Annotated in this window: 22 protein-coding genes; 16 read left to right on the top strand and 6 right to left on the bottom strand. The window is 38.5% G+C overall.

Annotated features, from left to right (window positions below):
• Window positions 1-42 precede the first annotated feature (42 nt).
• Genes minE through minC form a run of 3 tightly spaced genes read right to left on the bottom strand, consistent with a single transcriptional unit; the run spans window position 43 to window position 1,827 of the window.
• On the bottom strand, window positions 43-306 hold the full coding sequence (gene minE / locus RF53_RS08965) for a cell division topological specificity factor MinE (RefSeq protein ID WP_006793461.1): 264 nt from the start codon (window positions 304-306) through the stop codon (window positions 43-45).
• A gap of 1 nt (window position 307) precedes the next feature.
• Window positions 308-1,117 carry a septum site-determining protein MinD gene (gene minD, locus RF53_RS08960; protein ID WP_006793462.1) on the bottom strand — a complete coding sequence of 270 codons (810 nt, stop codon included), beginning with the start codon at window positions 1,115-1,117 and terminating at the stop codon, window positions 308-310.
• Between the two features lie 5 nt (window positions 1,118-1,122).
• On the bottom strand, window positions 1,123-1,827 hold the full coding sequence (minC, locus tag RF53_RS08955; protein WP_010556195.1) for a septum site-determining protein MinC: 705 nt from the start codon (window positions 1,825-1,827) through the stop codon (window positions 1,123-1,125).
• A gap of 155 nt (window positions 1,828-1,982) precedes the next feature.
• Here minC and RF53_RS08950 point away from each other — a divergent pair, with 155 nt between their 5' ends.
• Together RF53_RS08950 and RF53_RS08945 are read left to right on the top strand one after the other, a co-directional pair.
• Window positions 1,983-2,264, top strand: coding sequence for a YcgL domain-containing protein (locus RF53_RS08950; RefSeq protein ID WP_006793464.1), 282 nt, complete (start codon window positions 1,983-1,985; stop codon window positions 2,262-2,264).
• Window positions 2,257-3,273 (top strand): lytic murein transglycosylase, encoded by a 1,017-nt coding sequence (locus tag RF53_RS08945; protein ID WP_006793465.1) that lies wholly within the window; start codon window positions 2,257-2,259, stop codon window positions 3,271-3,273. Before RF53_RS08950 ends, RF53_RS08945 begins: the two co-directional genes overlap by 8 nt.
• 32 nt (window positions 3,274-3,305) lie before the next feature.
• Here the strand turns inward: RF53_RS08945 and RF53_RS08940 are convergent, their stop codons facing one another.
• From RF53_RS08940 to RF53_RS08930, 3 genes are all read right to left on the bottom strand, one after another.
• Window positions 3,306-3,851 carry a GbsR/MarR family transcriptional regulator gene (locus tag RF53_RS08940; RefSeq protein ID WP_006793466.1) on the bottom strand — a complete coding sequence of 182 codons (546 nt, stop codon included), beginning with the start codon at window positions 3,849-3,851 and terminating at the stop codon, window positions 3,306-3,308.
• A gap of 176 nt (window positions 3,852-4,027) precedes the next feature.
• Window positions 4,028-6,445, bottom strand: a complete 2,418-nt coding sequence (locus tag RF53_RS08935) for a TonB-dependent receptor (RefSeq protein ID WP_039037372.1) — start codon at window positions 6,443-6,445, stop codon at window positions 4,028-4,030.
• A 410-nt stretch (window positions 6,446-6,855) separates the two neighbouring features.
• Window positions 6,856-8,133 (bottom strand): Xaa-Pro dipeptidase, encoded by a 1,278-nt coding sequence (locus RF53_RS08930; protein ID WP_039037371.1) that lies wholly within the window; start codon window positions 8,131-8,133, stop codon window positions 6,856-6,858.
• A 143-nt stretch (window positions 8,134-8,276) separates the two neighbouring features.
• Here RF53_RS08930 and RF53_RS08925 point away from each other — a divergent pair, with 143 nt between their 5' ends.
• The 14 genes from RF53_RS08925 (at window position 8,277) to RF53_RS08860 (ending at window position 22,798) form a co-directional block, all read left to right on the top strand.
• Entirely contained in the window at window positions 8,277-10,106 is a 1,830-nt protein-coding gene (locus RF53_RS08925) for a DUF885 domain-containing protein (RefSeq protein ID WP_039037370.1), read from the top strand.
• A gap of 97 nt (window positions 10,107-10,203) precedes the next feature.
• Window positions 10,204-10,716, top strand: a complete 513-nt coding sequence (locus tag RF53_RS08920; RefSeq protein WP_006793470.1) for a YcgN family cysteine cluster protein — start codon at window positions 10,204-10,206, stop codon at window positions 10,714-10,716.
• On the top strand, window positions 10,716-11,234 hold the full coding sequence (locus tag RF53_RS08915; RefSeq protein ID WP_006793471.1) for an RNA methyltransferase: 519 nt from the start codon (window positions 10,716-10,718) through the stop codon (window positions 11,232-11,234). The genes RF53_RS08920 and RF53_RS08915 overlap by 1 nt, the downstream gene beginning before the upstream one ends.
• Before the next feature lie 157 nt (window positions 11,235-11,391).
• Window positions 11,392-12,285 (top strand): substrate-binding periplasmic protein, encoded by an 894-nt coding sequence (locus RF53_RS08910; protein ID WP_006793472.1) that lies wholly within the window; start codon window positions 11,392-11,394, stop codon window positions 12,283-12,285.
• Window positions 12,286-12,383: 98 nt separating this feature from the next.
• Complete coding sequence (locus RF53_RS08905) at window positions 12,384-13,634, top strand: sugar MFS transporter (protein WP_008131736.1); 1,251 nt, start codon at window positions 12,384-12,386, stop codon at window positions 13,632-13,634.
• A 252-nt stretch (window positions 13,635-13,886) separates the two neighbouring features.
• Window positions 13,887-15,776 (top strand): methyl-accepting chemotaxis protein, encoded by a 1,890-nt coding sequence (locus tag RF53_RS08900; protein ID WP_039037369.1) that lies wholly within the window; start codon window positions 13,887-13,889, stop codon window positions 15,774-15,776.
• A gap of 2 nt (window positions 15,777-15,778) precedes the next feature.
• Window positions 15,779-16,867, top strand: a complete 1,089-nt coding sequence (locus RF53_RS08895; protein WP_039037368.1) for a GGDEF domain-containing protein — start codon at window positions 15,779-15,781, stop codon at window positions 16,865-16,867.
• Window positions 16,868-16,875: 8 nt separating this feature from the next.
• Complete coding sequence (locus RF53_RS08890) at window positions 16,876-17,490, top strand: DsbA family protein (protein WP_039037367.1); 615 nt, start codon at window positions 16,876-16,878, stop codon at window positions 17,488-17,490.
• 211 nt (window positions 17,491-17,701) lie between these two features.
• Window positions 17,702-18,454, top strand: a complete 753-nt coding sequence (locus RF53_RS08885; protein ID WP_006793478.1) for a DUF3450 domain-containing protein — start codon at window positions 17,702-17,704, stop codon at window positions 18,452-18,454.
• 10 nt (window positions 18,455-18,464) lie between these two features.
• The gene (locus RF53_RS08880; protein ID WP_039037366.1) at window positions 18,465-19,832 is read left to right on the top strand and encodes a MotA/TolQ/ExbB proton channel family protein; all 1,368 of its coding nucleotides are present in this window, start codon (window positions 18,465-18,467) and stop codon (window positions 19,830-19,832) included.
• Between the two features lie 3 nt (window positions 19,833-19,835).
• Entirely contained in the window at window positions 19,836-20,363 is a 528-nt protein-coding gene (locus tag RF53_RS08875; protein WP_006793480.1) for a MotA/TolQ/ExbB proton channel family protein, read from the top strand.
• A gap of 50 nt (window positions 20,364-20,413) precedes the next feature.
• Complete coding sequence (locus RF53_RS08870) at window positions 20,414-20,824, top strand: ExbD/TolR family protein (RefSeq protein ID WP_006793481.1); 411 nt, start codon at window positions 20,414-20,416, stop codon at window positions 20,822-20,824.
• A gap of 9 nt (window positions 20,825-20,833) precedes the next feature.
• Window positions 20,834-21,439 carry an energy transducer TonB gene (locus RF53_RS08865; RefSeq protein WP_006793482.1) on the top strand — a complete coding sequence of 202 codons (606 nt, stop codon included), beginning with the start codon at window positions 20,834-20,836 and terminating at the stop codon, window positions 21,437-21,439.
• Window positions 21,440-21,469: 30 nt separating this feature from the next.
• The gene (locus RF53_RS08860; protein WP_039037365.1) at window positions 21,470-22,798 is read left to right on the top strand and encodes a tetratricopeptide repeat protein; all 1,329 of its coding nucleotides are present in this window, start codon (window positions 21,470-21,472) and stop codon (window positions 22,796-22,798) included.
• The last annotated feature ends 307 nt before the right edge of the window (window positions 22,799-23,105 follow it).

Raw genomic sequence — 23,105 nt, 5'->3', positions numbered from 1 at the left:
TTGTTAGTTATAAAGAGGGCGCTTAACGCGCCCATTCTTCAATTATTTCTTTTCTTCGTCAGGTAAAGTTACGTTTAGCTCTAATACAGCTAAGTCGTCTTCATTCTGATCAAATTGTACCTGCACGGCATCACTATTAACGTTCACATATTTTCGAATTACATCCAAAATATCTTGTTTTAATTGTGGTAGGTATTCAGGTGTTCCACGCTGAGAACGTTCGTGTGCGACAATGATTTGCAATCGCTCTTTTGCAAGAGACGCACTGTTTTTCTTTTCTGAGCGGAAATAGTCAAGTAACGACACATTAGCCTCCAAAAATCCGTTTAAAAATGCCTTTTTTCTCTACATCTAAGAAGCGAAAATCGACGGTTTCACCAAGTAAGCGGTTTATGGCATCAGCATATGCTTGACCAGCATCTGATTCGCCATCCAATATTACCGGTTGACCTGAATTTGATGCACTCAATACTGCTTGTGACTCAGGAATAACACCTAACAAATCGATAGCTAAAATGTCTTGTACATCTTCTACCGAAAGCATTTCACCTTTAGCAACACGCTCAGGGTTGTAGCGTGTTAATAATAGGTGTTCTTTGATATTTTCAAGGCCTTCTTCAGCGCGTTTAGATTTGCTATGCAAAATACCTAAAATACGGTCAGAATCTCGTACAGATGACACTTCTGGGTTGGTGGTTACAATCGCTTCATCAGCAAAATACATTGCCATCATCGCACCCGCTTCAATTCCTGCTGGTGAATCACATACAATATAATCAAAGTCTTCTTTTAGCTCGTTTAAAACGCGTTCTACACCATCACGAGTTAGTGCATCTTTATCACGCGTTTGCGATGCTGGCAGTAAAAATAACTTCTCAACACGTTTGTCTTTGATAAGTGCTTGGTTTAGGTTTGCTTCACCGTTTATGACGTTTACAAAGTCATAAACAACGCGGCGCTCGCACCCCATAATTAAATCAAGGTTACGTAAACCGATGTCAAAATCGATAATAACCGTTTTGTAGCCTTTTAATGCTAAGCCTGTGCCTATTGCGGCACTTGATGTTGTTTTACCAACACCACCTTTACCCGAGGTAACGACAATTACTTTTGCCATGAGATTTATCCTTTAACCAAAGCTGAAATTTCTAATGATTCATTTTTTTGTTGTATTTGCACTGCACTGCCCCAAAACTCACCTTGTAGAGAGTCACTGATCCAGTAGTTGCCATTTATGGAAACAAGTTCTGCTTCTAGCTTTTGGCAAAATATATGTGCGTTTTCTAATCCTTTTGCGCCCGCTATTGCGCGACCACGAAGGGTTCCGTAAATATGTACGTTGCCATCTGCTATTACTTCTGCACCATGACTAACAGCGCCTAATACAATAAGGTCGCGGTCTTTTGCATACACCTGTTGACCCGAGCGTACAGTACCGTTAATTATTTGTGCTGGAAGTATAATATTTTTTTCGACAATTGACGTGTTTGGTTGCTTTTCAACGGGCTCTGCTTTTACGTCTTGCGAATAATTTAATACTGAAAAGCCAGCTTTTTTGGCATTTGCATGCTGCCCATCAGAGCCATTGCATACACCCACTGCGTTGAAGCTCATTCGTTCGATAAGTGACTTTAAATGAACAAAGTCTAAAGAACTGCTTTTTACTTCTTCTAAATTGACAACAATAGGGGCTCCTTCAAAAAAACGAGGGGCTTGGGCTATTTTTACGTACAATTGTTCTGCTAAAAGGTTTATATCAGCACTATAAAGATGTAAAACTGATAACGTAAAAAGATTCCCTTTTAACTCAAAAATTTGGTCCGACATACACGCTCAATTGAATTGTATGATAAGAAATTATAATTAGATAAACACAGGCTGAATAAGGCCTTAATCAAAATTTCTAATCTAAATTTTCTAACTTATTATTACTCTCATGGTATAGTGTGCAGCATTGTTGTGCAAGAATTTATAGGGTCATAATGTTAACTGCGGTATATAAAAGTAAGAAAAAGACGGATACCTTCTTATTTGTTGAAAAAAGAGATGATTTTAGCAAAGTTCCAGAACCTCTAATGGCTATGTTTGGCAAACCTCAATATGTGATGCTCATCAACTTAGCTAAACGTGAGCACCTAGGTGGTGCGGATTTGGAAACCGTTAAGGGTGCATTAACCGATCAAGGATACTATTTACAACTTCCACCACCGGAAGATAATTTGCTTACTGAACTAAGAAAACAAAATGGAGCCGATCGTGATTAAAAAACTGGCAGTTGTATTATGTGGTTTATGCTTGAGTTCGTCAGTTGTTGCCAAAACACAAGCCGAATTTAAAGATTACTTAGTAAACCTAAAAGAAGAAGCAATCGCAAAAGGCTACGAAACGTCGTTAATTGATAGTGCATTTGCGACTGCGACTTATAAAGAGAAAGTGGTATCAGCTGATAAAAACCAGCCTGAAGTGAAAGAAACACTCGAGACCTATTTACCAAAACGTGTACCACAATGGAAAATTGACCGTGCTCGCAAACTTTATGCTGAGAATAAAGATATTCTTGAGCAAGTAGCTAAAGAGTTTGGCGTACAAGCACGCTTTATAGTCGCTTTATGGGGTCTTGAAAGTAACTTTGGTACTATTCAAGGCGGTCACAATGTTATTTCATCATTAGTGACACTTGCCTTTGATGGCCGCCGTGAAGCACTTTATAAACGCCAGTTGTGGGCGGCTTTAGACATTTTAAAATCGGGTCATATTACTTTAGACAAGTTTAAAGGTTCTTGGGCTGGGGCTATGGGGCAAACTCAATTTATGCCAACGTCTTTTAATGCTTACGCAATTGATTATAACAATGATGGTCGCAAAGATATTTGGACTACAAAAGAAGATGCGTTTGCTTCAATTGCTAATTATTTAAAGCAAGAAGGGTGGAACGACTCATTAACTTGGGGTCGTCAAGTTATGCTTCCTGATAACTTTGACAATAAATATATTTTAGTTCGTGGTACTAAAACACGTAAACAATGGCTTGAGTATTGGAATGATTCTGAGCGTTCACTCGATGAGTGGCAGGCTTTAGGGGTGAGAAGAGCAGACGGTACTGCGTTGCCTAACGTTGATGTACGAGCAGCACTGGTTATGCCTGATGACATTAATGGCCGTATGTTTTTGGCTTATGATAATTACAAAGTGTTAATGCATTGGAACCGTTCTTATTACTTTGCAACGAGTGTGGGTTATTTGTCTGATAGAATCGGATACCCAAAAATATAGTTCAACAAAAAATAAAGCCGCAAAATGCGGCTTTATTCTTTTTTAAAAATTTTCTCTTTTAAATCGATGACCTTGCCAATTCCTGATCCCAGTTTCATAAGTTTGTTGAGCTGCTCGGGAGTTAAACGCTGTAACTCAGACGACCATTTAGTGACCGTTTCAAGTAGGTTGTGAATTTCTTCCATTTGCTTTTGGGCATACACTTCTTCTTCGTTATTCGCTTCATCGAGTAAGTTATCTCGCAAAAGGCTGAGCGTTGGATCGATTTCACGTTTTTTTCGCTCTTCAAATACTCGATTAGCCATATCCCAAATATCGCCTGCAGGCGCATAATACTCTTTACGATCACCCGGAATGTGCTGAACTTTAATTAATTGCCAAGATTGCAGCTCTTTTATGCCCATACTCACATTGCCACGCGAGATACTTAGTGAGTCGGCAATTTCATTCGCTGTCATCGGGTTTTTAGTAATGATTAGTAAACCACACATTTGGCCTATTGTACGGTTAAAGCCCCAACGGCTGCCCATTTCGCCACAATGCATCACAAAGGTAAAATTCTTTTCAGATAAAGTCATATTATTAACTTTCAGTAATTTCAGAAATTAAATGCTAGCATGTTGATTTGCGATAGCAAGGCATTAAGTGCACTAAAATAATCTTAGTTTGGCTTAAATACAATTTAATCCATTTTATGCATAGTTTTTAAATATTAAGGGCGCTTGTAAACACAAGCACCCATAAATTTTAACCGCTAAAGTGTGTAACTAAAACTTAATTTAGCATTACGCTCTTCACCAGGCATACCGCCTAAAAACATCGCTTTAGAATAATACTGTTTGTTAAATAGGTTGTTTAAATTAAGCTGCATGTTCCACTGTTTAGTTGTATACGAAATTGCAGCATCGTACACAGTGTAGCCAGGTACATAGCCATCAGGAATACTAAATGAACTTGAGTTAGTACTTCTGTTATCAACGTAAGTAATACCCCCGCTAATATTAACTGACTCGGGTAAATTAAATATGTTTGCATAGTAAGTAACCCATGTGCTTGCAGTTACATAAGGCACCCCTTTTTGACGAGTGTCGTAAGCGCTACTAGTGGGGTTAGATTTATCACGCGCGTCTTGATATACGCCGTTAACATTTATTTTCCATTGCTCATTTAAATACGCATTTAAATCAAGCTCAACGCCTTTGGTTTGCTCTTCGCCATCAAAGTAGCTTTCTACTATATCAGGGCCAGACACACCAGCTTCATACAGTGGGTTACTGTATTCAAGATTTGTACGAGCGCTTTCAAACACAACTAAAGTAGCTAGTAGCTGGTCGTCAAATGCTTTATACCTAAAGCCTAAGTCATTACTTATTGACTCTGAGTCTTCTCTATCTGCTTCGTTACCAGCAACAGAGCCTAATACACTGTATGCGGTTCGGCCTTTAGAGTGATTAACAAACACAGAAAAATCTTCAGTAGGCTGATAAGTAGCACCTAAATTATAGGTTAAACCTGAATCAGATGTGTTTGCTTCAGGGGTTGGCTCTGCACGGCTTGAACTGTAACGTTCATCTACACCATTATGTTCGTAGCTCTGCTTAATACGGTTATAGGCGATTCCTATGCGTGTAGTCAGTGTGTCATTAATATAACCTACATGCTGAACGCCCATTCCCCATGCTTGAACCTTTTTATTATAATCACTCGTTTTTAGCGGGTCGTAATCGTCAAAGCCACCGATTGGCCAATTTGGTTGCCTCATGTCATAGATATAGGGTAAAGCACCTTGATAAAGCAAATTACCATCAGTGTCGTAAATTACTTTATCGCTGTCATAAATAGAGTATTGTTTGAAACCAATATCTCGGTCTTCATAATTTGCATTAACTAAGAGTTCGTTATCAATATCGCCTATCTCAAAGTCGTATCTTAAATCTAAAAAGTACTGCCATGATTTTTCATCTGCTTCTACTTGGCGATACTCTTGGCGCCTAGCTGCAAATGGATAAAGTACATCATTTTCAACTAAAGGAGCACGAGGGTCTTGATTAATAACGCCACTGCGAGTTGAGTACACGTAATTAAAAGCCCCTGTTTGACGAGCAAAGCTTGATGTGTAATTACGGTACTGTAGTTGCTGGTTTAAGAATAAGTCATCAGTAATAAAGTAATTATGCGTAAGTTTAAATCGTAATTCTTCACCTTCATTATCATCGGCCATTGGTGAAATAATCCCATTGGTACCAAAGTCATAGGGTGTTAAACCATCTGTTGCAGAAAGAGAGTTCGCTAATTGTAATTGCTGTTCACTTGTCAGTTGTAAGCCACTGCCTGTCGGATCGTTTACTAAGTCTGCAGCGGTTACTTCACCAGCAGTTAAGCCATTCGCTGTCTCTGCGTTGTATATGCGAATAGGGTGGCCAATTGAGTCAACAGCAATTGAGTCCTTAATATAGGCAGCAGAGAGCATAACGTCTTGTTTATCGTTTAACACATACTTAAGTGATGTATAAATTTCATCACGCTCTGCTTTTAAATCACGAAAGCCATCGCTTGATGCTGTTTTAGCCATTACACGATACGCTAAGTTCTTGCTAAGTGCATTTGTGCTGTCAAACGCAAGAGAGTAGCTGTCCCATTGACTAAGCTCTAAAGCGACTTTATGCTTTTCTTCAAATTCAGGTTTTTTTTCAATTAAATTAATTACACCACCAGCGCTACCAATACCATATAAACCTGTAGCTGGGCCTTTTAACACTTCAACCGACTCAACATTGGTTAATGAGCGAGTTGGATTAAAGGTGTTTCCAAGTCCAGCTCCCCCATACATACCATCATAAGTGTAATTGGCGTCAAGACCACGAATAACCAGGTTATCGCCAATGCCATAATTATTACCCGCTTGGGTTAAACCACTCACATTACGGACAAGATCTTGTAGGTTGTCTACGCCCTGTGATTCAATTAATTCACGATCAATAATAACAACAGGAGCAGGGGTTTCCATTAATGACATATCTGACTTTGTGGCAAGGCCCGAACTCATAACAACTTGATTTTGTTTTTGATAGACACTTATGTGTTCAATATCTTGTTCTGCAGTGGTTGATGCTAAAGCGGCTTGTGCATTTAAACAAGCAAGGGTGAGGAGTGAGTATTTAAACTTTTTCATTATGATAACCATTCGCATTTATTTATTTGCGGTAATGGTAATGATTATTATTTGCAAAATATACTAAAAGTTCAATAAATATTAGATTAAAACAACTGTTTGCGTGTTTTTTATACAAATAGGCCGGCTTAGTTAATAAAAACCAAACAAATATAAAGGAGGGGACGAATTTGGCAATTAAGAAAAAAAAATTGCAATATGATTTTCTTTAACAACTCTCCCGAATTAAGAGTAATAAACTAAAAGTGACAATAGAGATCAGGTAAAACAATGCTATTAAAGCTTTAACACATTGTTTTACTCTGCTTTTAATTTTAGTGTTTTTAGGATTGAGAATTAAAATTTAATGAATTTTAACGTTAAAAGTAAAGGCTAACATTATAAAGCCAGCCTTAACTTAGATTTAAATTTTATTTTTCAGTTTTATAAACAATACCTGCTTTCATCACAAACTGTATTTGCTCTAATGTTGAAATGTTTTTTAATGGGTTTCCTTCAACAGCAATAATATCGGCGGCATATCCCGTTTTTATTTGCCCTAGTTTGTTATGCATTTTCAGCAGTTTAGCGCTGTTAATGGTAGCTGATTGAATAGCTTGCAGTTCAGTCATGCCAAATTCAACCATACGTGAAAATTGCTTTGCATTATCACCATGTGGGTAGATGGCAGCGTCGGTTCCAAATACCATGTTCACACCAGCTTTCACAGCTCGGCTAAAGCTATCTCTTTGTTTTTTAGAAACTTGGCGTTCTTTGTTTAGGTTTTCTTCGTCTACACCATTTTGTTCGCCAAAGCTTAATGTGTATTCTGTGTTGTATATATCCATAGAAAGCCAAGTGCCATGTTTTTTAGCCAGGGCTATGGCTTCATCGTCTAAAAAGCTTGCGTGTTCTACGCTGTCAACACCTGCAATGATGGCTGTTTTTATGCCGCTTGTGCCGTGTGCATGCGCTGCAACTGGTAGGTCGCGCATGTGAGCTTCTTCAACAATGGCTTTCATTTCTTCAAGCGAATATTGTTGCACACCTACTTTGGTACCCTTTGAAAAAACACCACCTGTAGCACAAAACTTTATAGCGTTTGCACCGTACTTTATATTTTCACGTACTTTTGTTCTAACCGCCCATGGCCCGTCTGCTACACCTGTTGAGGTATATTTTAGCTCAGGCGGTAAACGGTTATTGTCACAGTGCCCGCCAGTTATACCCAATGAAGGCCCTGCAGCCCAAATTCGTGGGCCTACAATGTCACCCGCATTAATACCGTCTCGCACCGCAATAACGCTATAACCATCTGCGCCCACATTTCTTACGGTAGTAAAACCTGCTTCAAGGGTCTTTTTAGCAAAATAAGCCGATTTAACTGCCATGCGTGGGATTGATTGACCCAAGCGCTCACTTCGAGAAACAGTAGGATCACTCGTTAAGTGTACATGCATGTCCATCAATCCAGGCACTAGTGTTAATTGTGGCAGGTTAATAAGTTCATCATTTTTACCTAATTTCGGCTTTTTATTACGTTCTATTGAGGTGATCACACCATCATCAATAGTAATTAATGGCGATTGAATGAGTGTGCCATTCTCTACATCTAACATGGCTTTTGCAGAAATGTAGGTGACTGCCTGGGCAGGTAGACTGCTGAAACATAATATGGCTATTGAGGCTGATAATAGGTGCTTTTTCACTTTTTAATTCTTTTATATGAAAGTTACGTTGTTTTGACTTTACCAAGCTCAAGTAAAAGTGCAATAAAATAACGACTAAGTTACTACTTTATTTAGCTTAATTTAAAGCTCATAATCGAGCTGAGTTTTTTATAAGGATTAATATGAAATTATTAAAATTAGCACTGGTAGCTTCTTCAGTGATCGGTGCGCTAATGGGGTGTAGTAGCACAACGTCTCAACAAAATAATAGTAAACCGGTTCCATCATCTATAAATGCTGTGGTTTCAGAATTATCGGCCGAGCAGCAATTAGACGTGCTTGTTGATCAATACTACAACGAGTCGCTTGCATTTTCGCCAATCAGGGCAACATATAGCGGTAAAAATGAATTTAATGATCAGTTCACGCCTGAAATTTCAGCGACAAATCGTAACAAAAAGGCGGCTTTTTATAAAAAGTATCAACAACGCCTTGCTTACATTGATTCAAAGCAGTTAACAGGGCAAGCGCTATTAAGTTATGAAATTTTAAAACGTGACCTTGCACTTAACCTAGAGGGGATGCAATTTCCAAGCTACTTTCTGCCTATTAATCAAATGTCGGGAGCACATAATGTGTTTGCTGGATTTGGCTCTGGGCAAAGTGCACAACCTTTTAAAACAGTACAGGATTACAATAATTTTTTAAAACGTAGCGATGGCTATATCAAATGGCTTAAAAGTGTTGAGCTATCTATGGCTGAAGGTATAAAACAAAATATTGTTTTACCTTTGCCACTTGCAAAAAAGTTAGCCCCACAATTTAGTGCGCATGTTGTAAATAAGGCTGAAGATTCACTGTTTTGGGGACCTATAAAAAACTTACCTAATTCGTTTACAGTTGAGCAAAAACAAGAAATAACAGCGCAATACCGCGATTTAATCATGAAGCAATTAGTGCCGGCTTATCAAAGCATGCACACATTTTTAATTAACGATTATATACCTAGTAGTCGTGTGTCAGTAGGCTACAGTGATTTTACTAATGGTAAAGCTTGGTACGAATACCAAATAAAGAAAAACACAACGCTTAACTTATCTGCTGACGAAATTCACAATATTGGTTTAAGCGAAGTATCGCGTATTTTAAGCGAAATGAAAAAGGTAAAACACACCGTTGGCTTTGACGGCGATTTGCCTACATTTTTTACTCACTTGCGTGATTCAGATGAGTTCTACTTTAATACCGCTGATGAGCTTATTGAAGCGTACGAAAATGTTAAGAAAAAAATTGATGCAAAAGTACCGCAGTTATTTGATGTGGCCCCTAAAGCGCCTTACATTGTTAAACCAGTTGAGGCTTATCGTGCTCAGTCTGCGGCGGGTGCTTCTTATGCAGCCCCAGCACCAGATGGTTCACGTCCGGGTATTTTTTATATCAATACTTTTAATTTAAAAGCACAACCTAAGTTTTTACTCGAAACACTCTCGATTCATGAAGCGGCACCTGGTCATCATTTTCAAATTGCTCTTCAACAAGAAATAGACGGTTTACCTGATTTTCGTAAATTTGGTGGGTATACGGTTTTTGCTGAAGGGTGGGCACTGTATGCAGAAAGTTTAGGGAAAGAGCTTGGGTTATTTACCGATCCTTATATGTGGTATGGGCGTTTGGCTGACGAGCAATTACGGGCAATGCGTTTAGTGCTCGATACTGGTTTTCATGCAAAAGGGTGGACGCGCGAGCAAGGTATAGAATACATGCTTGCTAATTCATCAATGGCTGAAAGCGATGTAGTGGCAGAGGTTGAGCGTTATATTGCGTGGCCAGGGCAAGCACTTTCGTACAAATTAGGGGAGTTTAAAATTAAAGAACTTCGCGATTATTGTAAAAAAGAGCTAGGTTCCCAATTTGATATTAAGGCGTTTCATACGCAAATATTAATAGATGGCGCATTACCCATGCCTATTTTGGAGAAAAAAATAAAGCGTTGGGTGCAATCGCAGCGTTAATGAATAGCGCAAAGTGATTATCAAATTGAGGTATTCGCTTTGCGCCATTTAGTGCAATACGTTAGAATGCGCGCTCTTAAAAGGGCGCGAGAACACTATGTTTGATCAACAGTTAGCAAATACACAGTTTTGGCTTACAAAAAGCTTGAGCGAAATGAGCCAAAATGAATGGGAAGCTATTTGCGATGGCTGTGGTAAATGTTGTTTAAATACGTTTATAGATAGTGAAGACGAAGACGATTTTTCCCCAACCGATCAGCTACGTGAAGGTGAACAGCTCATTTTCACAAATATTGTTTGTCAGTATTTAGATAATAATACCTGTGGGTGTAGCGAATACGAAAACCGCCAAACACTTGTCCCTTCTTGCGTAAAACTAACCAAAGAAAACCTTAAAGATATTTTCTTTATGCCGCAGAGCTGCAGTTACCGCCGCCTGCATGAAGGGCGTGGTTTAGCTTCGTGGCACCCGTTATTAAATAACGGCGATAAAACACTTATGCATGATCTCGGTATTTCAGTAAAAGATAAAACAGTCAAAGACAGTAATGTAAAATTAGATGATTTTGATTTATACATTGCTGAGTGGCCAACAAAGGATTGCGATTAATGAGCAAGTTAAAAGCGAGTATTGGTTTAATAAACCCGAAGAGCCCTACTAACGTTGGCGGTGTGTTACGAGCTGCTGGGTGTTACGACGCAAAGCAGGTTTATTTTACGGGTAATCGTTATCTTAATGCGCAAAAATTTCATACCGATACTAAAAATGTGGTTGAACGTATTCCATTAACCTCTACTGATAGCCTAGAAAAAGTAAAACCTGAAGGGGCAACCGTTGTTGTTGTTGAGTTAATTGAAGGGGCTACACCGCTCCCTGAATTTAAGCACCCAGAAAATGCATTTTATGTTTTGGGCCCAGAAGATGGTTCTGTTCCTAAAGACGTACTAAAGTGGTGCGATGAAGTAGTTTACATTCCTACTATAGGGTGCATGAACTTAGCTGCAACCTGTAATGTAGTACTTTACGATAGGCTTTCTAAATTAGGTGGTGTTAAAAGCAGTGATGACACTATAATAAGTTCGCGCGATACCAATAATAAAATGAAATGGGTTAAACCTGCTTTATAACTTTTGTAATGCCAATTAAATCTGCTAGTTGGCATTAGACACTGTCTATATTCAATTTCACGTTCTACCAATTTTTCATTCTCTAGATTTATTTCTCCTTCAAAAGTGTAAATAACGCCTACACTTAACTGACTATTAGTTTGACGATAGCTTTATTATGCGCATTGTAGTCTTTTTGTTGTCCTTTATTAGTTGTTTTAGTTTCGCGAGTCAAAGCGTAACCTTCATTCATAAAAATAGCCTTAAAACTGTAGAAGGGCAGCGTTATAAATCGGGGCTTTTATATAGCGCCCCAAATAGTAAACGCACATTACATATTGTTACCTTAGATTGGCCGCCTTATATAAGTAACGACTTATGTAACAAAGGGTGGGTCTATCATTTTGCCGTTGCTGTTCTTAATAGTCAGGGTTACAGCGTTTATTTAGAATTTTTACCTTGGGCAAGAGCTGTGCGTAATGTGGAACTTGGAAAAGCCGATATTTTAATGCCTGAGTACTTTATTGAAGACACTGCGCCTTCAGACTATGTTAAAAATAAAATGCGAAGAGAGCTGCTTGGTATTTCAAATTCGTTTCAAGGTGGAAATATTGTATTTCTAAAGCGAAAAAACGCACCTGGTATTTTTACAGGTAATCTAAACTCATTAAAAGGCTCAACAATAGGTGTTGTAAGAGGATATCAAAACACGCCTGAATTTGATGCCATGATGGATAATGAAGAGTTTAAAGTTATTAGTGCGGTAAACGATTTGCAGTTAATGCAATTACTTTTTGCCAAGCGGGTCGATCTTATTATAGGCGATCCTTCGGTGTTAACCCATTCAGTTACGTTTTCTGAGCTTAACCAAAGTGAAAAAATAGCACTGCTTAATGCTGTTGAGCAAGATGGCAAACCACTACATTATAACTCATTGTATTTTGCTATAAGTAAGCTAACACCTAACTGGCTTGGAGTGCTAGATGATATAAATCAAGCCTTATATATATTTTCTAATAGCGGTGAAACTGAGCGTTTAATCAATACTGTTTCAGAAGAATGTGCAGTTTGAATATGTATGATGATTTGGAACGTTCTAATCACCTTATGCCCAAACAACTTATTAACAATGTAGAATCAGTTTAACTTGTTAATGGAGTGAAAATAAAAATGAGCACACTGAACACACATCATGATTATGGCGTTAATAAACAGCACAACAAAAATTATCTGTTTCCCCTAACTGCAATGACAACCCTGTTTTTTTTATGGGGTTTTATTACAGTATTAAATGATGTATTGATTCCACGATTAAAAGGCGTATTTGATCTTAGCTACTTTGAGGCAATGCTAGTGCAGTTTTGCTTTTTTGGTGCCTATTTCATTGTATCTATTCCCGCTGGTATTTTAGTTAAACAGCTTGGTTATAAAAAAGGTATTCTAACGGGCCTTATTATTGCTTCGATTGGTTGTATGCTTTTTTACCCTGCGGTAGTAGTGCATGAGTATTGGTTGTTTTTAGGCGCATTGTTTGTACTCGCTGCTGGTATAACCGTATTGCAAGTATCAGCTAATCCATACGTTGCTGCTCTTGGCCCAGATAAAACCGCCTCTTCACGATTAAACTTAGCGCAAGCGCTTAATGCCCTGGGTACTACAGTAGGGCCTTACGTAGGAGGCATTCTCTTTTTCGGTACTGCTGGTACATTGGCTGCGTCTGCTGCATCGGCAGAATCAGTAAAAGTGCCTTATTTAATGTTGGCGGCAGCACTTTTATTAATTGCCATCGTGTTTGCATTTATAAAGTTACCTGAAATTGAAGCCCATAAGGAAGACAGTACCGATACTGAAACTCGTTCTTTAATGCAAGCGCCTCACCTTACTATGGGGGTTGTAGCAATATTTTGTTATGTAGGCGGTGAAGTAGCTATAGGTAGCTTTTTAGTTAATTACTTTGGTGAAGCACACATTGCTGGGCTTGAAGAGCATGCTGCCGCGGCACTTATTAGTTATTATTGGGGCGGAGCAATGGTTGGGCGTTTTGTAGGCTCTGCGTTGTTACAAAAAATTGCGCCTTCTAAAGCAATTGCCTTTAATGCTATCAGTGTTATTGCGTTGTTATTAATCACTATTTTTACACAAGGTGATGTCGCTTTGTATTCAGTATTGGCAATCGGGTTGTTTAATTCAATTATGTTTCCAACTATATTTTCTGTTGCGATTGAAAAATTAGGCCCGTTAACTAGTAAAGGCTCTGGTTGGCTATGTTTAGCGATTGTAGGTGGTGCATTAGTGCCTTTATTACAAGGGTATATTGCCGATACCGTAAATATTCAAGATAGCTTTTTCGTGCCTATGGTATGTTATGTATTTATAGCTTGGTATGGTTTAAATGCTGTTCGTTTAGCTAAAAAATGGTAGAAAATGTATTGAATAATAATGGCTGAATACGTATTCAGTCATTATTATTCTCTTTTTATTTGGAACATTCCAAATTTTGTTATCTATTGAACATTATTTATGTAAAATTAATTACTTAAAATTTGTAATTAAGTTTGTCTAGTCCTTTTTTATTGTTTTTAGCTGCTATTTTCGGAAAAACCGAAAATAGCTAAGACAATGCTCACAATATTTGCTAAAACTAGAATGCTAAAAATAAATTAAAGGGCATTTATGTTTGGGGCATTCAAATTTACTACAAAAGTCACAATAGCAGCGTCTGTTGTACTCGTTTTGGTATTAGGGTTATTCACTGTAAATAACTACTTTACCTTAAAAAACCAAACACAAAATCAGCTTGCTCTCGTCTTGCAACAAAACTCAGAATCTGTTTCTCAAAATATAGCTAGCTGGTTAAATGCAAAGCTGGCCATTGTTAGCGCGTTTGCTAAAACCCACCAACCATCAGATCCAAATACGCTTACATTACTACAATTAAACACAGCAGGGTTAGCAGGTAGTTTTAAAAACACCTATATTGGCCAATCTAACGGTAATTTTATTTTAAATGATCAAAGCATCGTTTTACCGCCAGATTTTGATGCAACATCACGTCCTTGGTATAAGCTAGTCGAAAACAAAACCAATACTGCCTTTACTACTCCCTATATTGATGTAACAACTAACGAGTTAACTATATCTGCTGTTGTGCCTATAAACCAAAATGAGCGTTTTGTTGGTGTTGCTGGTGCTGATATTGATATGCAAACGGTGACAGAAATTATTAATAATATTGATTTTTTAGGGCTGGGTTATGGTTTTTTACTCGATGACAGCGGCCAAATATTAAGTCACCCACAAAGCAATGTTAACCTAAAAAATATCGCTGAGTTATTTGGCACCAAACCATTACTTAGTAGCGAGTTTGTTGAATATCAAATAGCTGGCGAAACTAAATTGGTTTCGTTTAATAAAATACGTGGTATTGAAAATGTAAATTGGTATTTAGGGGTTGTTATTGATCAACAAAAAGCATTTGCTAGTGTATCTAGTTTTGGTGAAACGGCATTTATTTACTTAATTGTGGGTACAATCGTAATTGTAATTTTAATGCAATTTTTACTTCGTTATTTAATGCGTCCAATGAATCGGTTAAATGACGCTATAAAAGATATTTCACAGGGAGAAGGTGATTTAACACGTCGTTTAGAGATAGAAAATGACGATGAGTTTGGTGAGCTAAGTCATTCATTCAATGTGTTTATTGAAAAAATTCAATCATCAATCGAACAAGTTAAAGATACAACAATACTTCTTGATGACGTAATAGCCAGTCTGCTATCACAAACACATTCTTCACTTGCTATGTATGACGATCAAAGTATGCGTACTGATAGCGTTGCAGCTGCAATTAATCAATTTACAGGGATGACATCAGATATATTCAATAGTGCGTCTGACGCATCAACACTTGCAAAAGATGCGAATAAGCACTCTACACAAAACCAGGAAATATTAAGCACTAATGTTGCAGGGATCCATGAGCTATCTGCCAATATAGTGCAAGCTCAACAAACTATTAATAGCTTAAATGAACATACAGAAAGCATTGGTAATGTTTTAGAAGTGATTAAAGGCGTGAGTGAACAAACCAACTTACTTGCATTGAATGCAGCTATTGAAGCAGCTCGCGCAGGTGAAGCAGGGCGTGGTTTTGCAGTAGTGGCAGATGAAGTTCGACAATTAGCTCATCGCACCAAAGAATCAACGCAAGAGATTGAAGAAACAGTCATAGAATTGCAAAAAGGGTCAACTTTGGCTGTGGAGTTAATGAAAACAAGTTTACAAGGCAGTGAAAAAAGCGTGTCAGAAGCTGATGCAGTTGGAAAATTAATGCAGCAAGTTATAGAAGATATAAAACAAATAAGTGTTGCCAATCATACCGTTGCAGACGCTACAGAAGAACAAAATCAAGTTGTTAAATCATTAGATGCAGATATACAAACTATCAGTGAACTATCTATTCAAAGTAAAACCAACCTAAATAATACGCTAAACGAATGTACAAAACTGAGACAACAATTCGGTGATTTAGAACAAATGGTCCAAAAGTTTAAAGTATAGATATGGAAGAGGAAAAATTAGCTAAGTCAAATTGGCGCAATTTAATTAACATAGATAGCGTTTACAATTCGGACAGGCAGCGCCAAGCACTTTCATTATTTACAATGATAGCCTTTGCTATTCTTATATTGGGTTTTTTACTTCTATCTAATTATGATGTGTATTCGCCCATCTTAAGTGTGGCTTTGCTCGTTGCTAATATGACGATCATTGCCTGCACTGTTTACTTCTTCAAAACCGGTAAGCTAGAGGTTGTGTCTTTAATAACCATGCTAATCATTTTTATTATGTGTATTGCGCTTATTTACACAGGTGGTAAAGAGAACACAGCGCTGTATTGGCTTATGTTTTATCCAGTTGTTACCTTTGCTACTCTCGGTGTTAAATTAGGGTTATGGCTTAGTGGGTTTTTATTGGTCTGCTGTTTAGGGCTATTATACGGCCCTAATTTTGGGCAGGTCGATTACGGTTTTGTAGAAAAATCACGTTTTATGGCCTCGTTTAGTTTGGTGTTTATTTTTTCGTTGATTGGTGAATTTTTTAGGCAAAAAAGTCATGCGTCTATTGCTGAAATTACTTTATCGCAAAAAAAGGATGCGTATACCGACCAGCTAACTGGCGCTGCAAACAGACGTTTTGTTACATCTCACTTTTTTAACTTAGTAAGTGACTGCCCAGATGAGTATTTACCATTTAGTATTTTATTATTAGACCTCGACCATTTTAAGTCTATAAACGATAACTATGGTCATGATAGTGGTGATACTGTCCTAATAGAATTTACTAAAATGCTGGAGTCACACTTCAGTAGCGATTCAATAAAAGCGCGTTATGGTGGTGAAGAGTTTGTGGTTATTCTCCCAAAAGCGACTATTCAAATTGCAGAGCACATTGCTAACAACTTTAGAGAAAGTGTCGCCAATACAACACTTTTGAATGTTGATAGTAAAAACGTAGCACTTACCTGTAGCATAGGTGTAGCACAAGTAAATAAACTATCAGATTACAATGATGCTTTAAAACAAGCCGATCGATGCCTTTATAAAGCAAAGGAAATGGGTCGAAATAAAGTTGTTTCAGCTTTTATGTAGGAGTTGTTATGTTTCAAAGTAAGTTAATTTATATACACGATCCAATGTGTAGTTGGTGTTGGGGCTATGCACCTACTTGGCTAAAATTAAAAGAACAACTTGAGCATAAAATTATTGTTGAATATAAAGTGGGCGGCTTAGCTGCCGATAGTCAGCAGCCTATGCCAAAAGCAATGAAAGAAATGCTTGAAGATACGTGGCACAAAATACAAAAGCAATTAGGTACCCAGTTTAATTATGACTTTTGGCGTAATTGCGAACCTCGACGTTCTACTTACCCGGCTTGTAGAGCAGCTCTGATCGCGCGTAAAACCAATAAAGAAGCGCAAATGATAGAAGCAATCCAACATGCTTACTATTTAAATGCGCAAAACCCTTCTGATGAAGCCACCTTGTTAGCGCTCGCTAAAAGCATTGGTCTAGATGAAGAGGGATTTGTAAATGAATTAGTCAGTTCATCATTAAATAATGAATTGAGTGACGAGTTGGCATTTGTTAATGCGTTGCCTATTAATGGCTTTCCTTCCTTGGTACTTATTCATAACAACAGCTACTATCCTATTGGCGTTAATTACACTGATTGGCAAAGTACTTACAGCCAAATTTTAAATATTATTGATTAGGCAGCGTTAATTTTAACGCTTCGACCGTCTTTATTCTGCTATAAGTCCTAATTATGACAGCTGTCATAAAAGCGACTTTTTTGCGCAACATCCTTGTCATCTTTTATCTATAAACTTCCCTTCATTGAATTATTCAAGCCACTAAAGCTCTGTTTATTGGCTTGAAATACAACCTAGCAAATCCGCTAATTAACGAGTAAAGGTGTATGCGATGAAAGGCGTTAAACCATTAATCTTAGCTGGTATTGTGGCCGCAAGTGCAGCAGTACACGCTAACGATTTAGATAAGGTTATTGATAAAAGCAGCGAAATTAATAAATCAGCTGCGCAATCACAAACAAAAATAGACAAGATTGCAGATTCAATGCAAGGACGTTTACAGCAATTTAAAACGCTCAATAAAGAGATTGACGGTTTAGCTGTTTATAACGCGCAGTTAAATAAACAGCTTAATAATCAAATTGAAGAAATGGAATCGCTTAACCTATCAATGGATCAGGTTTCTATTATTGAGCGCCAAATTACACCACTTATGATGCGAATGATCACAGGTCTTGAGCAGTTTGTATCGTTAGATATTCCCTTTTTGCAAGACGAGCGCGCTAAGCGTTTAGTATCACTTAAAGCCATGATGGACCGTGCTGATATCACCTCGAGTGAAAAATTTCGTCGTGTGCTAGAAGCTTACCAAGTAGAGGTAGATTACGGGCGCACTATTGAAGCTTACACCGCATTGTTAGATGTAAACGGTAAAGAGCGTGAAGTTGACTTTTTACGCATTGGCCGATTAGAGCTGATTTACCTAACACGTGATGGTAAACACGCTGGTAGCTATAACACAGAGACTAAAACATTTGAAACATTACCAGATTCAACAATTAGTCAAATCAATAAAGGTTTACGTATTGCGCGCAAGCAACTTGCCCCAGATATGCTAACTCTGCCAGTACACGCAGCAGAATAAGAGGTTAAAAATGAAATTGTTTACTAAAATGACAAAAATGGCATTGTTTGTTACAAGCCTCGGTTTTGCAGGCGTTAGCACTGCGGCAGAAACAATGGATCTTGATTCATTATTAAAAACATTAGAAAACGGCAAGACCGTTCAAAGTGCGCAAAATAAACAACGAGAGCAGGAGTTTACTTCTCGCCAAAACCAGCAAGTTCAAATGTTAAATGATACAACTGCAAAGCGTAACCAAATGCTTGTTGAATCAGAGCGCCTTGAAACACAATTTGAAGAAAACGAAGTTAAACTCGCTAACTTAACCGATACCTTATCTAAGCGAATGGGATCACTTAAAGAGTTATTTGGGGTATTACAGCAAGTCGCTGGGGACTCTAGCAATAAGTTTGCTACTTCGGTTGTATCAGCAGAATTACCGGGCCGTAGTGACTTTATGGACGAGTTAGCTCAAAAAATGGGTTCAACGTCTAAGCTTGCATCAATAGAAGATATTGAAAAGGTGTGGTACGAGCTGCAACGTGAAATGACTGAGCAAGGTAAAGTCAGTCGCTTTAATACTTCAGTTATTGTTGAAGGTGGAAATAAAGCAGAGCAAGAAGTTGTTCGTGTTGGTGCCTTTAACTTAATTTCACAGGGTCAATACTTAGAATATAACCCAGGAACAAACACGCTGAGCGCGCTTACTCGCCAACCAGTGTCTCGTTATACCGCTACAGCTGCTGACTTACAAGATGCTAAAAGTGGTGTTGTACAGTTTGCATTAGACCCAACAGGTGGCTCTATTTTAGGTTTGCTTGTTCAAGCACCAGATACATCAGAGCAAGTTCATCAAGGTGGTGCGGTTGGTTATGTCATTTTAGGTGTTGGTTTGCTTGCTTTATTAATTGCAATTGAGCGCTTTATTTCATTGTTACTTGTTGGTGGGAAAATTCGTCGCCAATTAAAAGATTCAGTAGCGCGTGACGACAATCCGCTAGGTCGTGTAATGAAAGTAAAAGACGACTACCCACATGTTGCTTACGACACGTTAGAGCTTAAATTAAGTGAAGCAATTTTACGTGAAATGCCAAAAATCACACGTAACTTAACGCTTATAAAAATCATCTCTGTTGTTGCCCCATTACTTGGCTTGCTAGGTACGGTGACCGGTATGATCAATACGTTCCAAGCAATCACATTATTTGGTACTGGCGACCCTAAACTAATGGCTGGTGGTATTTCTCAGGCACTAGTTACGACCGTACTTGGCTTAGTTGTGGCAATCCCAACAGTGTTTATATACACATTACTAAACACGCGTTCAAAAGGCTTACTGCTTATTTTACAAGAGCAAAGCGCAGGTATCATTGCTGAGCGAAGCGAGAAGGGAGAATAAACCATGGTGCTATTGATTGACTCAATCAATGCTATCCGTGATTTTCTCGACACCGGTGGCCAAGTCCTCTTGGTCATTGGGGTGTTAATCTTCGCGATGTGGTTATTGATACTCGAGCGATTTATATACTTTTTCAACGGGTTTCGCGGATACAAAAATAGCATTAAAGGAACATGGTCAACCCGTAACGAACGCAATAGTTGGAATGCTGAGCAAATACGCCAAGCTATGATTTCGCGAGCAAGTATGCGTTTAAATGCAAACCTTCCGCTTATCAATGTCATGGTGGCTTTGTGTCCACTACTTGGGTTGCTTGGCACAGTAACGGGCATGATTGAAGTGTTTGATGTAATGGCTATAACAGGCACCGGGAGTGCGCGTTCAATGGCGTCAGGTGTATCTAAAGCCACAATCCCGACGATGGCGGGTATGGTAGGGGCGTTATCTGGTGTATTTGCCTCAACGTACTTACAACGTAAAGCCAAACGTGAAGTAGAACTACTTGAAGATAGCATGTTGCTAGATCACTAAATAAGTTTTATGAGCGGCTAAACATACCCGCTCATATCAGGAGAATAAAAATGAGAGCGCCTTTAGGTAATTTAATGCAAGAAGATGAAGCTGAAGAAATAAACATGACACCCATGCTAGATGTTGTATTTATTATGCTTATCTTCTTTATTGTAACAGCTTCATTTGTTAAAGAAGCAGGCATTGACGTAAACCGGCCAGAAGCCGCAACTGCGGTTAAAAAAGAAAGAGCCAATATATTAGTTGCTATTTCAGATAAGGGTGAAATTTGGATTAACAAACGCCAAATAGATGTTCGCGCAGTGCAGGCAAATATTGAACGCTTAAAAGCTGAAAACCCACAAGGCAGCGTTGTAATTCAAGCCGATAAAAAAGCAACCACCGATACGTTAATTAAAGTAATGGATGCCGCACGCGCTGCAGGTGTGTTTGATGTTTCAATTGCGGCTCAAGAAGCGTAAGGGTAAGTAATGCGTTATTTAGTAGCATTAATTGTTGCCGGTGTAGTCACGTTTATGCTGTTTTTGGGCATGCAAGCACTTATAACTGGCGGTGAAGGGGCAATGAGCGAACCAGCTAAAGGTAATGTTCTTGATTTTGTTCGTTTGAAAAAAGAAGAAAGTGTTCAAAAGAAAGAGCGTAAACCACAAAAGCCACCTACGCCAAAAGAGCCGCCACCACCAATGGAGTCGCCACAAATGCAAAGTAGTGATGCTAATGCCAACGCTAACAACTTTGACTTTGGTGCTAATGTTGATGCGGAAGTGAACCTGGCGGGTGGATTAGCACTGGAAACGAGCGATGGCGAATATTTACCCATTGTAAAAGTTGCACCAGTTTATCCGCGTCGAGCGCTATCGCGCGGTATTGAAGGGTATGTGATTGTTGAATTTACAGTGACAAAGCAAGGTACCGTTCGCGATCCGCAAGTTTTAAAAGCAGAGCCAGAGTCGTTATTTGATCGGGCTGCAATGGACGCTGCTCTTAAATTTAAATATAAACCGCGTGTTGTCAACGGTGAAGCTGTTGAAGTAGCGGGTGTTCAGAACAAAATATCTTTTCAAATTGGCGGATAGTAGCTAACTAGAAAAGACCGTGAGGCGATTATGAAGTTATTAACCAAAACTAAACTTTTAAAAGTAACACTACTTTGTACCACTGCGATAGGGTTCAGTATTGTTACACCCAGTGCACTAACGTTGTTACCTGGCGTATCAATTGCAAGTGCTCAAGCGGCGCAGGAGCAAAAAACAAAACGCGTTCCTGCGCTTCGTGAAAAAGTATACAGCCAACTGGCTCGCGCACAAAAATTGGCAGACAATGGCGATGTAAAAGCTGGACTTGAAGCGCTCGATAGCATTAATGAACGTTCTTCAAGTATGAACTCGTACGAAATAGCCATGATGCATAATTTTTACGGGTTCATTTACTACAATCAAAATGACTTACCAAAAGCGATAGCTTCATTTGAACGCGTTGTGGCAGAAGAAGGGATCCCTGAAACATTGCGTTTAAGCACCACTTTTAGTTTAGCGCAGCTTGCAATGGCAAACAGCGATTACGATAAAGTCATTGCCTTTTTGGATAACTGGGATGAGATTAACACTCAGCCAATACCTGAAGGGTATTACTTACTTCGTGCACAAACGTATTACCAGTTAAAAGACTATAAGCAAGGCCTAGACTACATCACTAAAGTTATTTCATTAAGTGATGACGAAGGTAAAACCCCAAAAGAAAACTGGCTTGTATTACAGCGCGCTATGTTTTATTCACTAAATCAAACTAACCAAGTGGTTGAAGTGCTTGAACGCATGGTTAAGCTTTATGATAAACCAGAATACTGGGTACAGCTTTCGGGTATGTATGGTGAAACAGGGCAAGAGAAGAAGCAATTAGCTGTTATTGAAGCTGCCTATCAGCAAGGGTTTTTAACATCAAGAGCCGACTTACGCCAACTTGCTCAAGTTTACTTATACAATGGACTTGCTTTTAAAGCGGCAGAAGTTATGAGTAAAGCAATAGATAATGGCATTGCCGAAAAAACAGCTAAAAACTATGCGTTTGTAGCCGAGGCGATGATCCAAGCAAAAGAAGATGAAAAATCGATAGAGTATTTTGTTAAAGCCGCCGATTTATCAGAACATGGGCAATACGATCAGCGTTTAGCTGAGGTATATGTTAATACAGAGCACTATGAAGATGCTGCCGATTCAGCGCGTAAAGCGCTTGATAAAGGGGGACTTGATTTTGAGTCGAATGCCTTTGTTGCACTGGGTATGGCGCAGTACAATTTGCAAAATTTCGATGCGTCTATTTTAGCGTTTGAACAAGCTGAAAAACACAAAAAATCACAGCGTTTGGCTAAGCAATGGATTAAGTATGTTAAACGTGAAAAAGTACATGCTGAAACGTTAAGAACCGCTCTGCTTTAAATTTTAGACCAACAAGTCACTACTTCGTTGGTGCTTGTAATATCAATTTCATAATCGCACTACGCAAGCCGGCTCAATAATAATTGAGTCGGCTTTTTTATTGCTTTGGTAATTAAGTTGTTGAATTTTAATAATATAGTTTTGTCATGTTATGTTTATTAAAGTGTAACTCCAGTGTCATATAGCTCCCGTAAGGTAAGCCCTGCTGATAACTCAAGTGACCTTAACGCATTATTAAGTGCTTTAAAGTGACTTGAGTTTTTATAAAGCGCTAACAAAATAATTAAATACTTTAACGGAGTGAACA

Source organism: Pseudoalteromonas sp. ECSMB14103 (genome assembly GCF_000813065.1).
Classification (GTDB): Bacteria; Pseudomonadota; Gammaproteobacteria; order Enterobacterales; family Alteromonadaceae; genus Pseudoalteromonas; species Pseudoalteromonas marina.
Note: the sequence above shows the minus strand (reverse complement) of the source record. Positions and strands in the feature narration are given on the sequence as shown.

Coding starts and splice junctions, on each gene's coding strand:
- RF53_RS08900 (WP_039037369.1), top strand. CDS start 13,887: ATGTTTGGGGCATTCAAATTTACTACAAAAGTCACAATAGCAGCGTCT.
- RF53_RS08915 (WP_006793471.1), top strand. CDS start 10,716: ATGAGCAAGTTAAAAGCGAGTATTGGTTTAATAAACCCGAAGAGCCCT.
- RF53_RS08875 (WP_006793480.1), top strand. CDS start 19,836: ATGGTGCTATTGATTGACTCAATCAATGCTATCCGTGATTTTCTCGAC.
- RF53_RS08910 (WP_006793472.1), top strand. CDS start 11,392: ATGCGCATTGTAGTCTTTTTGTTGTCCTTTATTAGTTGTTTTAGTTTC.
- RF53_RS08880 (WP_039037366.1), top strand. CDS start 18,465: ATGAAATTGTTTACTAAAATGACAAAAATGGCATTGTTTGTTACAAGC.
- RF53_RS08870 (WP_006793481.1), top strand. CDS start 20,414: ATGAGAGCGCCTTTAGGTAATTTAATGCAAGAAGATGAAGCTGAAGAA.
- minD (WP_006793462.1), bottom strand. CDS start 1,117: ATGGCAAAAGTAATTGTCGTTACCTCGGGTAAAGGTGGTGTTGGTAAA.
- RF53_RS08860 (WP_039037365.1), top strand. CDS start 21,470: ATGAAGTTATTAACCAAAACTAAACTTTTAAAAGTAACACTACTTTGT.
- RF53_RS08950 (WP_006793464.1), top strand. CDS start 1,983: ATGTTAACTGCGGTATATAAAAGTAAGAAAAAGACGGATACCTTCTTA.
- RF53_RS08895 (WP_039037368.1), top strand. CDS start 15,779: ATGGAAGAGGAAAAATTAGCTAAGTCAAATTGGCGCAATTTAATTAAC.
- RF53_RS08905 (WP_008131736.1), top strand. CDS start 12,384: ATGAGCACACTGAACACACATCATGATTATGGCGTTAATAAACAGCAC.
- RF53_RS08935 (WP_039037372.1), bottom strand. CDS start 6,445: ATGAAAAAGTTTAAATACTCACTCCTCACCCTTGCTTGTTTAAATGCA.
- RF53_RS08925 (WP_039037370.1), top strand. CDS start 8,277: ATGAAATTATTAAAATTAGCACTGGTAGCTTCTTCAGTGATCGGTGCG.
- RF53_RS08940 (WP_006793466.1), bottom strand. CDS start 3,851: ATGACTTTATCTGAAAAGAATTTTACCTTTGTGATGCATTGTGGCGAA.
- RF53_RS08920 (WP_006793470.1), top strand. CDS start 10,204: ATGTTTGATCAACAGTTAGCAAATACACAGTTTTGGCTTACAAAAAGC.
- RF53_RS08865 (WP_006793482.1), top strand. CDS start 20,834: ATGCGTTATTTAGTAGCATTAATTGTTGCCGGTGTAGTCACGTTTATG.
- RF53_RS08885 (WP_006793478.1), top strand. CDS start 17,702: ATGAAAGGCGTTAAACCATTAATCTTAGCTGGTATTGTGGCCGCAAGT.
- RF53_RS08890 (WP_039037367.1), top strand. CDS start 16,876: ATGTTTCAAAGTAAGTTAATTTATATACACGATCCAATGTGTAGTTGG.
- minC (WP_010556195.1), bottom strand. CDS start 1,827: ATGTCGGACCAAATTTTTGAGTTAAAAGGGAATCTTTTTACGTTATCA.